The sequence below is a fragment of the Vibrio quintilis genome (genome assembly GCF_024529975.1).
Lineage (GTDB): Bacteria > Pseudomonadota > Gammaproteobacteria > Enterobacterales > Vibrionaceae > Vibrio > Vibrio quintilis.
Map to the genome: position 1 here is coordinate 474,844 of NZ_AP024898.1, position 14,730 is coordinate 489,573.

Here is a 14,730-nt window from a genome sequence, read left to right on the forward strand (position 1 = left end):
CAAAACGCTATATTCACTCGACGATGGTGAGGACATTCAGTTAATAAGAACGAATAAAAATGGCCCTCAGCTTTAAGGGGGCTGAGGGCCATTGATTGCTTGCAACCTGCGTCTGAAAAATATGAACTGCTACTACCTCAGAGTTTCATATCATAAGAGGTTGGGCCTTTGGCATAGTCGGTTTTTCCCAGCCATTCAGATGGATAGCCGACAGGTACAGGATGTGAGTTTTGTGGCAGTTGTTTTGATCCGTTGATATAGCCATTTGAATATTTTGCGACGAGTTTATCGGCCAGTTGCCACCAGCATTGCAAGAGATGATTGGCATGTTCTTCAGCAAGACGGGTTAAATCCTCATCCTGGCACTGATCCCATGCCAGCAATACTTGTTCTCCTTCCTGCTCCAGCCGGGCCTGCAATGGCAGGATATCTGCGTGGCACATACGTTGGAAATTGAGACGTGACCAGTTAGCGACAAAATCAAAGGCCCACCAGGCACTGTCCCGGCTGTAAACCTGCGGATCGCCGGACTGATAAGCCGCCGGCAGGTTACTCATTTTCGCCGGGAATGGTGCAAAGCAAGTGGTGTAAGCGACATCCGGTCCAAACCAGCAAACGCCTTTGGTTAGTTCTGGTGCGTCCGGGCGAACCTCACATACGGTAATATATCCCTGATAAAAAACAGAGATCGACCGTTCCCATGCACCGAAGAGTTTTTCATCGGAGATGTTGTTCTGCGCGCCGTCATAAGGTCCGGTGAAGCGGTGAGGATCGCCGTACGGACCGGCTGCAATACCTTCGGTGAGATCAAACTCAGTGCCTTCGTAGTGGTCGCGGTACAAAGCGAAGATTTCACGCCGGGATAAAGGATGCTGCGGTTTGGCTGAGAATGGGTAATCGGTTGTGTAACCGCCGCCGTTTACCCACGGGCTGAGCCCCAAATCCGGATTGGCCCGATCGAAAACCCGCCACACCCGGCGTAGTGAATAATAAGGATGGGCATATTCTCCCTGACTAATGGTTGGCAGCCAGTCCAGCGGACCTTCTGCTTCTTTCCACCAGCCCAGTATTTCAACGCCCGGTTTGAGTAACGGTGACCAGAGTTGATCCTGATTCCCTTCTTCCAGTATGCGGATACGAAACTCATTGGCGGCGACGAATAGTTCACCATCGGGAATTCTTTGTGCGGCCCAGACGGAGTGATAAGTATTGTCGGGCAAAGCGCACATTTCGAATACCCAGGCTTCCTTTTCATCGCCGACAAGTAAGGTTTCTCCGGTGGAAAAATAACCGTATTCATCGATTAGTTTTCCCATCAGTTCCACGGCTTCGCGCGCTGTTTTACAACGCTCCAGTGCTATGCGGGATAATTCAGCACTATAAAATATACGGCATTGTATGCCTGATGCCTGCGCATCTTGCTGAGAAATATATTCAGGCTGAAATTTTGCGCCGTTGGTGCATTCGCCAAACATCAGATTATGTTCATTCATGATGCCATAGCTGCCGTCGAAGTAGGCGTAAGTATGTTCAACCTGCGGAATCTTCCCGATGGCTTTTGTGTCCGGATAACCCTCAAGCTGATAATTTGGTCCTCTGTCAGTGGAAACCAACCGCGGATAAGCATCGTCTGTCCCGGCAACGACGGCACGAAAACTGCCAGGTTCGTGGTCCTGCGCCGGGACATAAATCATGCGTTGATCAGACAGTTCGTTATCATCAGAATGGGTGACCCGCATTGCACCATCAGCACAGGCACCTTTGGTAAATATCATTGTTGTACACATATTCAGATTCTCCCTCTGGACTTAGCGTGAGTACCAGACACCGATCTGCGAGCCGATGTAGGTTGGGTTGTTTCCGCTTCCGGCACTACTGGCTGCGGTATCCGGCCGTTGTGGATAGTGCTTGCCTTCTGCATTCATAAACACAAGCTGCTTGTCCGGCAGGTTTTCATAAATCATGACAAAGGATGAGCCACCATAATTAAACATGCCCATTTCCTGACCTTTGGAGACTTCTGCACCCCGGACCATTTTCTTATCAAATGATATCGTTGAGACTTCGCTCATCCCCAGAGGAATACAGCATACCCGACCATAATCCGGGGTTTCGAACACGATCAGACCGCGGGCATTCACCTCCGTCAGGTAGGGCAAAGACGCGGTGGTGGCGCCACCGAAATCAGGCAGGATCAGCTTGTTAAAATAAGCACCGGGAATACAGACAGGATCAAAAAGCACCGTTCCGTTCACCGGCACCCACCAGCGATGGAAATTGTAAGGGTTAAGATAAGTCTGGAAGATATAGCCACCGGAGAATATATCCACGAGTTGATGTTCATCGATCACCACCTGTTGTGCAGGATCCGGAGAGCTCAGAATATCTCTGAGGGAATAATTCATGTCTTTAAACCAAAAGGTGTCATCGGTGTCGACATGCCAGTCCCAGCGGAAAAGCGAACCATCATTCGGACAGATCGCAACCTGATTGGTGTCCGGGCTGGCAATTGGTCTGGATAGATCACGATCCTTAAACTGGCGGGTAAAGAACGAATTCCATGAATGCCAGTACGGCAGTGTCTCGCTGTCTTTTGTCCATAGATCGAATTCGTAGGATGCTTTCGCCGCCGGAGATAACCACTGCTTACCTTCAACTGCAAAACCTTCTGCCGATTCTGGCGAGGCGAGGAACTGGTGCCACTGATCTAGCACCGCTTTCATTTTTTCATTGAACTGTGGCAGCCCGAGTAACTGAGACCCGGCAAGGGTTGGGTCGATACCGACGGTGAAGCCGGAAAATGGCAGCCCGACCAGATCATCGTGAATATACCGCGGCCACCAGTTGAGCAGATAGTTACAGACAAGTGCAAAGAACTCTGCATCCGGGATTCGGGGAACCGGCACACCATCTGTATTGAGGTCAGGTGTATTGCGCATCGTTTGATTCTGACGACAGGCAGTTGCCATTAAATAAGCAACGATGGGTTCATCAGTCAGAAAATTCAGCAGATCCTGAACCGCCGGGTTCAGTGTCATATCCCGCTGTAATACAACATCAGCCAACTCTTCATGAAATATTTCCCAACTCTTGCTGCCTGGACCGGGAAGCCAGCCGGTCCGGTAGCTGCTGGGATAGGGACGATGTGTTGAAGTACTGAACTTATTTTTCATAATCATTATCCTGTCAGCACAAAGTGCTTAATTATTGTACATTCAGGATAAAATACAGCATAAGGTGATCATATATGCAAATTATGATTGAGAATTTTATTGCACAAAAAAGCAGCGCCCGAAGACGCTGCAAAGGATAGTATAACAGGAAAATAAAAACTCTCAGAACAATAGCCCCTGAGCTTTCCCGGAGCGATAACGGCTGTTTTACACCGTGATTGCATCCAGCTGTGACCGGGCTGTTTCGATGCCTTTTTGAGCCATCTCATCGCCCATGTTTAATGCTTCCGCATAAACAAATTCAACGTCCGTGATACCAATGAAACCCAGGAATAACTTCACATAAGGTGTCAGTGTATCGGTTGGTGAATCTTTATGAATACCGCCGCGGGTCGTGACCACGATGGCTTTTTTACCTTCGATTAAACCCTGTACACCACTTTCTGTATATTTGAAAGTCACACCGGCACGGGCAATCAGATCAAACCAGTTTTTCAGTTGTGTCGGGATAGAAAAGTTATACATTGGCGCGGCGATAATCAGTGTATCCGCCGCTTTAATTTCATTGATCAGCTGATCTGACAAATCAATAATTTTCTGTTGTTCTTCGGAAAGGTCTTCAGTCGCCCGGAGTGACGTTGCGACAGTAAAATCTAACACCGGCAGTGGGTCAGCCGCCAAATCACGCACAGTAACGTCGTTTTGGTCCAACTGGCTCAGATAGGTATCTAATAATTTACCGGATTGAGAATATTCACCAAGGATGCTGGATTTCAGGGCAAGTACACGAGACATAATCATTATTCCTTTCACTGTATCAATGTGGATGTGGCTATCCTATGCCTGTTGAACGGATCGATAAAGCGTGCGGATTCGCCGGAGTTGTTCGAAAAAACTGAATGCTCAGGGGGGAGTCTGAATCGTGAAGAATGTGACCTGCCTTAGAGTAACGATTTTCCGTTAGGCAAATATTAATTTTCGCAATAGTTTCCCGGTTCGCCTTTTTTACACTGGGTAAAAAGGAGGAGCATCAAATGTCTGTTAATTGTATGGACCAGCAGGAAAATGCTGTTTATTTTTCCGGCTGGGGAAATGATTACCATTTGTACCATCTGCGGAATGCCTGCGGAACGCAGGTTGATGTCAGTGAGCTGGGGGCAACCATTGTCCATTTCCGGGTTCATGATGAACAGGGGGTCTGTCGGGATATCGTGCTGGGTTATGAGCAGCCTGAAGAATACCTGGAGGGAGAATTTTTTATCGGCGGGGTTGTGGGGCCCTGGGCCAACCGGATTGCTCAGGGGCACTATTCACTGAATAGCTGCCTGGTTGAGCTGGATAAAAATGAAGGAAAAAATCATTTACATGGCGGTTCCTGCCAGTTGCATAAAAGAAAATGGCGATTGATGAATACAGATGCCAGCTCTGTTTCATTCCGGACCTGTGTCAGGCGGGGAGAAGGCGGATATCCGGTTAATATTGAAGTTCAGGTCACTTATCTGCTGACAGATGATAACGAGCTGTGCATTGAGTATTACGCCTGTCCGGAGCAATTGTGTCCGTTAAATCTGACTCAGCATAGCTACTTTAATTTAACCGGCCGGAATTTAACCGGACAGACGGGGACGGTTTTTGATCATGAACTGGTTCTGAATGCTGGTCAGTACTGGGAAACGGATCCGGATTCAATTCCGTCCCGGTGTGAATATGTCCTCAATACACCGATGGATTTCCGTCAGCAGAAAAAACTGGGGTCGGGTCTGTCCCCAATGCATCCCATGCTGGCTGATACAAAAGGTTATGATCACTGCTTTATGCTCAACGGAACAGGACTCCGGCCGGTCGCACAGGTGTATGAACCGGAAAGCGGGTTGTATCTGAAAGTGTCAACGACTGAAACAGCGATGCAGCTTTATACCGGAAATTTTTTAACGCCAGGTTCAGATGAAAAAACCTCTGGTCACAAAGGTTTTGCCCCATGGTCCGGGTTCTGTCTGGAAACTCAGTGTATTCCCAACCAGATTAATATGCCTGATTTCAGAAGCCATGTGACTTATTCTGCAGCCCATCCTTACCGGTCAACCACGGTTTATCAAGTCTTTTCTTCTTAGCTGAATAATAATAAAAAAGAGGCTGGGTTGCTATCTTTATTAATATTTAAAAGCGCCATGCAGGCGCTTTTAAATATTTTACTTCAGGTGGTTGTTTATTATATTTATGTGGTGTTTTATTTATAAATAAACCGGTTGACAATATTCTCCAGATATTCCTGACGACCTGAATGTTTTTGTGGGGAAATATTACTTTCAACCGCCAGGGTGGCTAAAGATTCAAGGCTGTGATCGCCGGACAGAATGCTTTTACCCAAATCCTGATTCCAGTCTGCATAACGCTGTGCGATATGTTTAGACAAGACATCATTCTCAATCATTTCAGCAGCGCGTTCGAGTGCCAGTGCCATGGTATCCATACCGCCAATATGACCGTGGAACAGATCCTGCGGATCGATGGAAGGACGACGTAACTTGGCATCGAAGTTGAATCCACCGGTAGTAAAGCCTCCGGCTTTAAGAATTTCATACACAACCAGCGTATTTTCTTCGACACTGTTCGGGAACTGATCGGTATCCCAGCCAAGTTGCGGGTCGCCCCGGTTGGCATCAATGGAACCGAAGATGCCCAGTGCGGTTGCGGTCGCAATCTCATGATGGAAACTGTGGCCGGCCAGTGTCGCATGGTTGGCTTCAATATTGACCTTGATTTCTTTCTCCAGGCCAAACTGTTTCAGGAAGCCGTAAACTGTTGCCGTGTCATAATCGTACTGATGTTTGGTGGGTTCCTGTGGTTTAGGTTCAATCAGAATGGTGCCTTTAAAACCGGTTTTATGCTTATGTTCGACCACCATTTGCATCAGGCGGCCAAGCTGTTCGCGTTCCTGACGTAAGTCTGTGTTCAGCAGGGTTTCGTATCCTTCACGTCCGCCCCATAAAACATAGTTTTCCCCGCCAAGCCGGTGAGTGGCCTGCATCGCGTTAAAGATTTGTGTTGCAGCGTAGGCAAAGACCTGTGGATCCGGATTTGTTCCGGCACCGGACATATAACGCGGGTTAGAAAAGACGTTTGCCGTACCCCATAACAGTTTTACACCGGTTTCTTCCTGTTTGCGCTCAAGAATGTCGACCATCTGACCGAAATTCCGGACGTATTCTTTCACCGACTGTCCTTCCGGTGCGACATCGGTATCATGGAAGCAGTAATAAGGCACACTCAGCTTGCTGAAGAATTCGAAGGCATGATCTGCTTTCATCTGCGCCATTTCCATCGCATCAGCAGACTGGTGCCACGGACGTTCAAATGCGGCAGCACCAAACATATCGGCTCCCGGCCATACCAGATTGTGCCAGTAGCAGGCAGCAAAACGCAGATGATCCTTCATTGATTTGCCGAGAATCATCCGCTCAGCATCATAATGGCGGAATGCCAGCGGATTGTCTGATGTTTTTCCTTCAAATCTGATCTTGTCTGTTTGTTTAAAAAAATCACTCATTGTTTCTGTTCTCTTCCGATATGACATGAATTTATATTTGACTTGTTTTCATCCGGTGACAATTGCGATTTTTCTTATCGCTATTATTCATTTTTTTAAATTTGAACCCGGTAGATAAATTGAATTTAAAAATAAGAAATATCAAATTGATTCTTTTTCTGAGCCGGATATTCAAACTGTATGCAGAGTCACATTCGTTAAATTACATAAAGGCATTAATAAATTTCATGATATTAAAAAGATTAATTGATAAACCAATATATATTTACCCTACATTTATAAAAGAGATAAAAAATGAAGCCTGGTACGAATATTTTACATTTAACTCTGGTGGTTGCGCTGGGGGGATTATTATTCGGATATGATACGGCTGTGATTTCCGGTGCGACGGAAGCATTGCAGTCTTATTTTCAATTAACCGCGGCAGAACTCGGGTTTGCGGCATCATCGGCATTAATCGGTTGTGTGATTGGCGCATTGTTATCCGGTTATACCAGCAGCCGGGGAGGGCGCCGGGGCGCTTTATTCCTTGCTGCATTACTGTTTCTGATTTCAGCAATCGGGTCTGCGATTCCGGAGAATTACTGGACCTTTGTGATCTATCGCATTATCGGTGGTGTGGGCGTTGGTATCGCCTCAATGGTGTCGCCGATGTACATTGCTGAAGTATCACCCCCTCACCGCAGGGGCGGGCTGGTGGCCTGTAATCAGTTTGCGATTATTTTTGGCATGCTGGTGGTGTATTTTGTCAACTATGGTATTGCCCTGATGGGCTCAGACACCTGGCTCTGGACATCAGGCTGGCGCTATATGTTTGCTTCAGAGGCGATTCCGGCCACGCTGTTTTTACTCTTGTTGTTTACCGTTCCGGAAACTCCGCGCTGGCTGGCACTGAAAGGTCGTGATAGAGAAGCCCTGGCATTGCTGAAAGCGATTCATCAGCATGAGTCTGTCACCGCGCAGTGGCAGGATATTAAACAGTCACTGGAAGCAAAGGCACATCCGGGAATTATTGCCAGCGGGTTTCTGGCGGTATTAGTCATTGGCATCATGCTGAGTGTGTTACAACAGGTGACCGGCATTAATGTCTTCCTTTATTACGCACCAGTGATTCTCAAAGGATTCAGTGATTCCACCACGGATATCGCGCTGCTGCAAACTATTCTGGTGGGCGCTGTGAATTTAAGCTTTACCGTGCTGGCAATTTATACCGTCGACAAATTTGGCCGCCGGCCTTTAATGATGACAGGCGCTGGGTTGATGGGCGTGAGTATGCTGGCAATTGGTTCGGCAGCCTATCTGGATGCAATTGGCGGTTATCTGTTGATTTTTATGTTGCTGTATATTGCAGCCTTTGCGCTGTCGCTTGGTCCGGTGACCTGGGTGTTACTGGCCGAAATCTTCCCGAATCACATCCGCTCCAAAGCGCTTTCTATTGCTGTATTTGCGCAATGGGCCGCAAATTTTGCAGTGTCGCAAACTTTCCCGATGATGAATGATGAACACAGCATCATTTATCAGCAATTTAACGGTGGATTTCCATTCTGGCTCTATGGGGTGATGGGGATTTTCACCGTCTATTTTGTTTACCGCTGGGTACCGGAAACTAAAGGAAAATCGCTGGAACAGCTGGAAAAAATCTGGCACCGTCAACCGGCCGGGCAGAAGGAAACGGTGGCATTGCATTAATGATTGCTGAATCGCTCACCTGATTCACAGAACGGAAACCCTGCTTTTATTCCGGTGATTGCAGGGTTTTGTCTTTTTTTGTATTTCTGTGATGCTTCTAACTATTTGTTTTCATATGATTTGTTTCTTTAGTATTCATCTTTATGATGTCTGTAGCAAATGAGAATAATCACGATGGACAAATTATGAAATATGTCAGGAACGCATTCAGAGATGATGACTTCATCCGTATCAGAGATTTTTTACAGACTTCCCGTACTTATTCACAGCAAAACTGGTTGATTGAACGCTGGAACTTTTGCCGTTATTTCGCGCAGGTTTTTCTGGACAGTCAGCAGCGCTGGGCGGATAACCTTTGTCTCTGGACAGACGAACACAACGAGATTATTGCTGTCGTCAATGGTGAAGGAAGTGGTGCCGGAGAAGCTTATTTTCAGCTGGGGAATATTGAATTTTGCCCGGAACTGATCGCAGACATGCTGGATTTTGCGGAAGAAAAGTTATCTGTCGTGAAAGAGAATCAGAGGAAAGTATCACTCCGGGCGAATCGGGACTGGCAACTGCACGCGATACTTGAGCGCAAAGGTTATGTGCAGCAAAAAGGGATCGAGGTCAGTACCTTTATGGATCTTGATGCGGACCTGCCGGTTAAGATACCGCCGGGTTTTCAGATCGTCAATGCACATCAGTTCACGGCTGAACAGCAGGGACAGGCACATGGCCGGGCTTTCCGGCATACCGATGATGAAGATTTTGCGGATCTGCCGCAACGCATCCGGGGCTATCAATCGATGCGAACCGCACCGGATTACCGGCCGGAAATGGATTTTGCGGTGCTTTCTCCCACAGGTGAAATCGCAGCATTCGCGACTGTCTGGCATGATGCCCTTAATCATATCGCTATCTTTGAACCCGTTGGCACAATTCCAAAATATCGCAGAAAAGGGTTAGGGAAAGCATTACTCTATGCGGCAATGAATCAGGTCCGGTCGCTGGGTACAAACCGGATGTATGTTGGTTCGGATCAGAGGTTTTATCTTGATATTGGTTTTCAGGTTGATACAACGTTTGATGAGGTATGGCATAAGGTGTGGTGAATATCGGATACTTTGGTTTCTGATAAATCTCACTGAAACCCGTATCTTCAGGTTGTTTAGGTAAATTTTATTTCTCTGTCTACGTTAACAATCTGATCTTGGTTTGAAAATAATACTAAGATGAAACTAATAAACATTATTGACACACCACCCAATAAATACATTGGAGACTTGCTGAATACAATCACTTTTTTATGATTGATCATCGAATCCATGAGGCGATACATTGCGAATGAAAACATGAGTAATGAAATTAAAGAGAGACTCAGAAAAAAGAGAGAACCCAGTATTCTTTTACCAAGGGATATTTCCTTTTTCACAATGATCATTTTTCTGGTTTTCACTATAAAATTCTCATGCTGTTGTTAAGAATGCTTCGGATACTCATCCAGTACAATCCAGTCACCATATTTTTCCGTTTTCGTCAGTATATATAAATAATAGGAGGTATATGAACCACCAATTACCGAATTACTCACACTGAGCATCATATCTTCAATAGAATCATGGTTGAAGTCACCTTTTGCCAGAATGGATATTTCCTGAACTCCACCACTATCGTCTTCTGCAATGGATGTTAGTTTATTTTTTTGAGTGATATTTACAATATGGTTAACTTCTTCTAATATTTTTATTTTTTTATCTGTGTGGATATCATTATATGTAGATGTTGAAATAATTAAAGCCATATCCTTGGGGAGTGTCTGTATATTTGTCTTATTTAAAACATAATCCTGAATATAACTTTTGGTATAAGGCTTGGATTCGTTGATGATAAGAAACATGGCCTGACAGTCTACATACATCGCATTGTATGGGCCAGATGAAGGGATGTCGATTAAATCATAGTTATTTTTATGAGCAATCAGCATAGATTCACAGCTATTCACTTTAAATTTGCTACTATTAGGCTGTGATTCTTTACTATTTAGCTGAACAATAAAAGACATATCATCGCTCCAAATAGCAGGAAATTGATCGTTTAAAGAAATAACATCTTCTGAATTGTACAAACGATATTTGATATTTAACTCAGAATTGATAAACACTGAAAATTCATCTGCTGTGTTTGAACATCCACAAATTATCACTAATAGAATAAGACATAAATATTTGATTCTTCTGTGTATCATTTTCCTTTAGCCCGAATGAGTTGGTCCGTCTTTTGACTGTCCAGTTAAAAAAAATATTAAGAATGTGTCTAACTTCGTTAATATCTATAAATTATAGGATGTATGGTTCATGAAAGAGAACATGTTTCAATTAATAAAAAGTGATTTAAACAGGTACGTATAATATTGATGATAAAATTCGCATTTAGTTTAATTAAAGACTTTCATATTCTTTTTGCTTTATTTCTGTTTCTTTTTCACAATTTTTTGTATTATTTGTATAAACGTATTCAATAAACTTACCTCGATGTGTCGATGCTTCTGAGCAATAGATATAATTATTTTCATTTATAAAGCCATCAACATATGTTCCTAATACATATGGAAATATAAATGTAATAGCAAAGCTAGAAAGGAATATAACTCTGACTATTAAAACAAACCTATGATATAGTTTATTTGTAAAAATGGTCATCAAAAAAATAGCAAATATAAATAAGCCACATCCTAAAAACATCATTGGTGATTTATTAAAATAAATTACAGGATGATTATTTATCATTGAGTTGATAAGAGAATAGAAATTTACAGAAAAGTAAACAAGGCTGCTGATTGAAAAAAATCCAGATAAAATCATCGTAGTGACTCTTTGTGATGGAGTTACTTCTATTTGTATTTTTTTTGTATTCACCAAGAGATGCCTCTAATTTGTGGGATCCACTGCTCGTTTATTTTTCTATTTATGGAGTTATTAACTTCATTTCTTATCTCTTCTTCACTCATTTTTTTTACTAGCTTATCTGTAATTTTGAAATAATTGTCGAGTGGATCTTGTAAGGTTTGCATAAGTAATTTTATCCTGAATGAGCTATTCGCTGATATTTAACTAATGTGGTTCCGGAAATTTAGTTACTATTTCCCAAACGCCATTCTTATGTGTTTTAGTTAATATATATAGATTATATGTATTGTATGAACCTTCTTTTACCTGGTTATTGACACTTAATAATAAGTCCTCAATATGATCACCATTAAAATCCCCTTTGGCTAAAATAGTCATATATTGGATACCATCACTGTCATCTTCAATCTCAACAGAATAATTATCTTTTTGCGTTACTTTTGTGATATGGGTAAATTCTCCAAGTGTCATTGCCGGATACTTATTAATTTTTCGCTGATCATCATTAGAGATTACTTCTCCAACAGAAGCAGGAACTAAATTAAGTGTATGTTTATCCAGATTAATTCTTTGGATATATGATTTTGTCGGTGATGTCATTTGGGTTATCAGATCAATTGATTGGCACTGGATGTAAGAATATTGATAAGCGCCAAATTCAGATTGTCTGACGGGGCGGAATCCATGGATATAAGCCGCTAACGTGGATTCACAGTTATTGACTATTTTATGTTGCCCCTGTTTTTGTACATTAATATTGAAATTCCACTTTGCAGAGAGTTGATCTTTTAAACTATCGATTTTACTGTTGTCAGAGATATAAGCTTCAATGCTGACTTCCGGGTTCACGAATAGAGTAGAATTGTCACTATTTGAGGGTGTACTGAAGGCATTGCTACTAAAAATAAATAGCATGAAATTTATACTATAAATGAAGTGTTGTGTTTTATTAAATATTACTCTTTGATTTATTTTTTTCATAAATAACTTTTTATTGCAACATCATCATACAATTTATTTTTAATGGGCTCAATAATTACCGAACATTCATGCTATCTACTTGTTTTTAAATATAGAAGGTGACAAAGATATATCGGCACTAATTTTTGCTTCTAAGGGAGGTGCTTCCACGACTTTCATACCCATTATGAATGTTTCGGATACTCATCCAGTACAATCCAATCACCATCTTTTTCCGTTTTCGTCAGTATATATAAATAATAGGAGGTATATGAACCACCAATTACCGAATTACTGACTTTAAACATGATATCCTCGATATTATCATGATTATAATCACCTTTAGCCAGAATTGAAATATCTTGTATACCACCACTATTATCTTCTGCTATTACTCTTAAGTTACTTTTCTGAGTGACTTTTATTATATGATTGACTTCTTCCAATATTTTTATTTTTTCATTGCTGTGGATATCTTTATATTCTGATGTGGAAGGAATGAAAGCAATATTTTTAGGTAGGTTCTTCACTCCCTCGGTGTTGAGTTTAAAATTTGCCACATATGAATTACTTGATGGGTAAATATTAAGTGATATATCTATTGATTTACATTTTGCATATAAATAATTATAAATGTCAGTATCTGGAATATATGTAGGACGGAAACCCATTGGATATAAATTCAGCATTGACTTACAATTATTAACTACTTCTGGTTTGGAGCTATTTTTATCACTATATTTTGACACTTTGAAATTATAGTCATTAGTCCATAGGGAGTGTATTTGCTCTTCAAGTTTAGGAATATGATTTACATCATGTATATAACTTGTAATGTCAACAGCTGGAGCTATAAATACCGGTATTCCCATATTAGTCTTGCCTGATGTACAACCCAAGAGAAGAAACGGGATACCAGACTTTATTACGTTTAAAAAATATTTTTTAATATTTTCAATAGTCATATTTTAATCTAGTTATTAGGATACTCATCCAGTACAATCCAATCACCATCTTTTTCCGTTTTCGTCAGTATATATAAATAATAGGAGGTATATGAACCACCAATTACCGAATTACTCACACTGAGCATTATATCTTCAATAGCATCATGGTTGAAGTCACCTTTTGCCAGAATAGATATTTTTTGTCTACTTGCATTATCATTAGAAAAACTTATTGTATTATTATTTAACTGCTTTATATTTATAATATGATTAACATCATTAATTGTCTTTAATTTTTGATCTGCCATTAAACTTTTGTATCTAGAACTAGAGGTGATTAAGGCTATTTGTTTTGGTAAATAGGTAACAGAGTTTTCATCTAAAATATAGTCATGAATATGGCTTATTTCTGATTTTTTTATTTTATTGATAACAAGATTTATGGCTTGACATTTAATATACATTGCATTGTATGGGCCAGATGAAGGGATATCGATTAAATCATAGTTATTTTTGCGAGCAATCAGCATAGATTCACAGCTGTTCACTTTAAATTTACTACTATTTGATTGTGATTCTTTACTATTTGGCTGAACAATAAAAGACATATCATCGCTCCAAATAGCAGAAAATTGATCGTTTAAAGAAATAACATCTTCTGAATTGTCTAAGCGATATTTAACACTTAACCCAGTATTAATAAATACTGGAAATTTGTCTTGTTTATTTGAGCATCCAGAATTGATAAGCAATACACTGAGACTTAGTATTTTAAATATAAATCTATTTTTCATTTTTTTTTCTTGATTTTGATTTATCAGAATAATCTTTCATTATTTTTTCATCTTTTTTTGACTTCAAATTACTTGCAGTTTCTTTTGCTTTCTTTGATTGAGCCGCTTTATTTAGCTTATCTTTTACATATTTATTACGTGAATCATTTACTGTTTTTCTGTGGGATTCTTTTGCTGCTTGTGCCCAATTGTTCGCTTTGATTGCTTTATTGAAATTTGGGAAATCTTTTTTCAAGGTAGTCATACCAAGATTAAAGATCATATCGAAGAGAGCCAATTTTACATCGGAAGGAAATTTATCAAACTTTGATGAACCATATAGTCTTTTTAATTCTTTTTCGAAAGAAGCTATATGGTCATTGGTTTGGCTATCAATAGTATCTGACGATATTTTTAATTTAGTATGTTGTTTATATTTACTAGCGGCAGTTTCCTCAGGAATATATGTCTGTTTTTTGACTTCATCATAGTCTTTTTTTATCTCATCTTTTGTGGCTTTTTTTCCATCAGACTGATGAATGAAATTTATCTTTTGGGCTGCATCAATATCCTTTAGTAAATGTCCGACACCGATTGTTAAATTTCCCACAGAATCTTTGTAAATATAGTCAATGCGACCTTCATATTTCTCTAATTTTTTTCTTAGAATTTTCTTTTCTGCTGTTGTTGCCATAAAATAATTCTTCCGATTACTTATGTAATATCATTGATGTCAGTTAAAAAATATTA

General features: G+C 41.1%; 14 protein-coding genes. 3 read left to right on the forward strand and 11 right to left on the reverse strand.

Annotated elements, in window-relative coordinates:
- Positions 1–137 precede the first annotated feature (137 nt).
- The 3 genes from OC443_RS20680 to OC443_RS20690 all read right to left on the reverse strand — a co-directional run bounded on the left by OC443_RS20680 (position 138) and on the right by OC443_RS20690 (position 3,968).
- A complete protein-coding gene (locus OC443_RS20680; protein ID WP_073580388.1) occupies positions 138–1,787 on the reverse strand; it encodes a dipeptidase in 1,650 nt (549 codons plus the stop codon).
- Positions 1,788–1,808: 21 nt separating this feature from the next.
- Positions 1,809–3,173, reverse strand: a complete 1,365-nt coding sequence (locus tag OC443_RS20685; RefSeq protein ID WP_200796895.1) for a phosphatidylserine decarboxylase family protein — start codon at positions 3,171–3,173, stop codon at positions 1,809–1,811.
- A 207-nt stretch (positions 3,174–3,380) separates the two neighbouring features.
- Entirely contained in the window at positions 3,381–3,968 is a 588-nt protein-coding gene (locus tag OC443_RS20690; RefSeq protein ID WP_073580392.1) for an FMN-dependent NADH-azoreductase, read from the reverse strand.
- A 239-nt stretch (positions 3,969–4,207) separates the two neighbouring features.
- Between OC443_RS20690 and OC443_RS20695 the strand changes: the two genes are divergently transcribed.
- Complete coding sequence (locus OC443_RS20695) at positions 4,208–5,284, forward strand: aldose epimerase family protein (protein WP_083601538.1); 1,077 nt, start codon at positions 4,208–4,210, stop codon at positions 5,282–5,284.
- A 116-nt stretch (positions 5,285–5,400) separates the two neighbouring features.
- On the opposite strand, the gene xylA is transcribed toward OC443_RS20695, so the two are convergent.
- Positions 5,401–6,720 carry a xylose isomerase gene (gene xylA / locus OC443_RS20700; protein ID WP_073580396.1) on the reverse strand — a complete coding sequence of 440 codons (1,320 nt, stop codon included), beginning with the start codon at positions 6,718–6,720 and terminating at the stop codon, positions 5,401–5,403.
- Positions 6,721–7,014: 294 nt separating this feature from the next.
- Between xylA and OC443_RS20705 the strand changes: the two genes are divergently transcribed.
- The gene (locus OC443_RS20705; protein WP_073580398.1) at positions 7,015–8,409 is read left to right on the forward strand and encodes a sugar porter family MFS transporter; all 1,395 of its coding nucleotides are present in this window, start codon (positions 7,015–7,017) and stop codon (positions 8,407–8,409) included.
- Positions 8,410–8,594: 185 nt separating this feature from the next.
- Entirely contained in the window at positions 8,595–9,506 is a 912-nt protein-coding gene (locus tag OC443_RS20710; RefSeq protein ID WP_073580400.1) for a GNAT family N-acetyltransferase, read from the forward strand.
- A 365-nt stretch (positions 9,507–9,871) separates the two neighbouring features.
- Here the strand turns inward: OC443_RS20710 and OC443_RS20715 are convergent, their stop codons facing one another.
- The 7 genes from OC443_RS20715 to OC443_RS20745 all read right to left on the reverse strand — a co-directional run bounded on the left by OC443_RS20715 (position 9,872) and on the right by OC443_RS20745 (position 14,674).
- Positions 9,872–10,555, reverse strand: coding sequence for a hypothetical protein (locus tag OC443_RS20715; RefSeq protein WP_073580404.1), 684 nt, complete (start codon positions 10,553–10,555; stop codon positions 9,872–9,874).
- Positions 10,556–10,832: 277 nt separating this feature from the next.
- A complete protein-coding gene (locus OC443_RS20720; RefSeq protein ID WP_073580406.1) occupies positions 10,833–11,309 on the reverse strand; it encodes an MFS transporter in 477 nt (158 codons plus the stop codon).
- Positions 11,306–11,464: a hypothetical protein gene (locus OC443_RS20725; protein WP_159440310.1), complete on the reverse strand. Its 159-nt coding sequence runs from the start codon at positions 11,462–11,464 to the stop codon at positions 11,306–11,308. Before OC443_RS20725 ends, OC443_RS20720 begins: the two co-directional genes overlap by 4 nt.
- A gap of 40 nt (positions 11,465–11,504) precedes the next feature.
- The gene (locus OC443_RS20730) at positions 11,505–12,281 is read right to left on the reverse strand and encodes a hypothetical protein (protein WP_143169235.1); all 777 of its coding nucleotides are present in this window, start codon (positions 12,279–12,281) and stop codon (positions 11,505–11,507) included.
- Between the two features lie 164 nt (positions 12,282–12,445).
- Positions 12,446–13,225: a hypothetical protein gene (locus OC443_RS20735; RefSeq protein WP_143169236.1), complete on the reverse strand. Its 780-nt coding sequence runs from the start codon at positions 13,223–13,225 to the stop codon at positions 12,446–12,448.
- Positions 13,226–13,233: 8 nt separating this feature from the next.
- The gene (locus OC443_RS20740) at positions 13,234–14,001 is read right to left on the reverse strand and encodes a hypothetical protein (RefSeq protein WP_073580412.1); all 768 of its coding nucleotides are present in this window, start codon (positions 13,999–14,001) and stop codon (positions 13,234–13,236) included.
- A complete protein-coding gene (locus OC443_RS20745; RefSeq protein WP_073580414.1) occupies positions 13,991–14,674 on the reverse strand; it encodes a glycoside hydrolase family protein in 684 nt (227 codons plus the stop codon). The genes OC443_RS20740 and OC443_RS20745 overlap by 11 nt, the downstream gene beginning before the upstream one ends.
- Between the last annotated feature and the right edge of the window lie 56 nt (positions 14,675–14,730).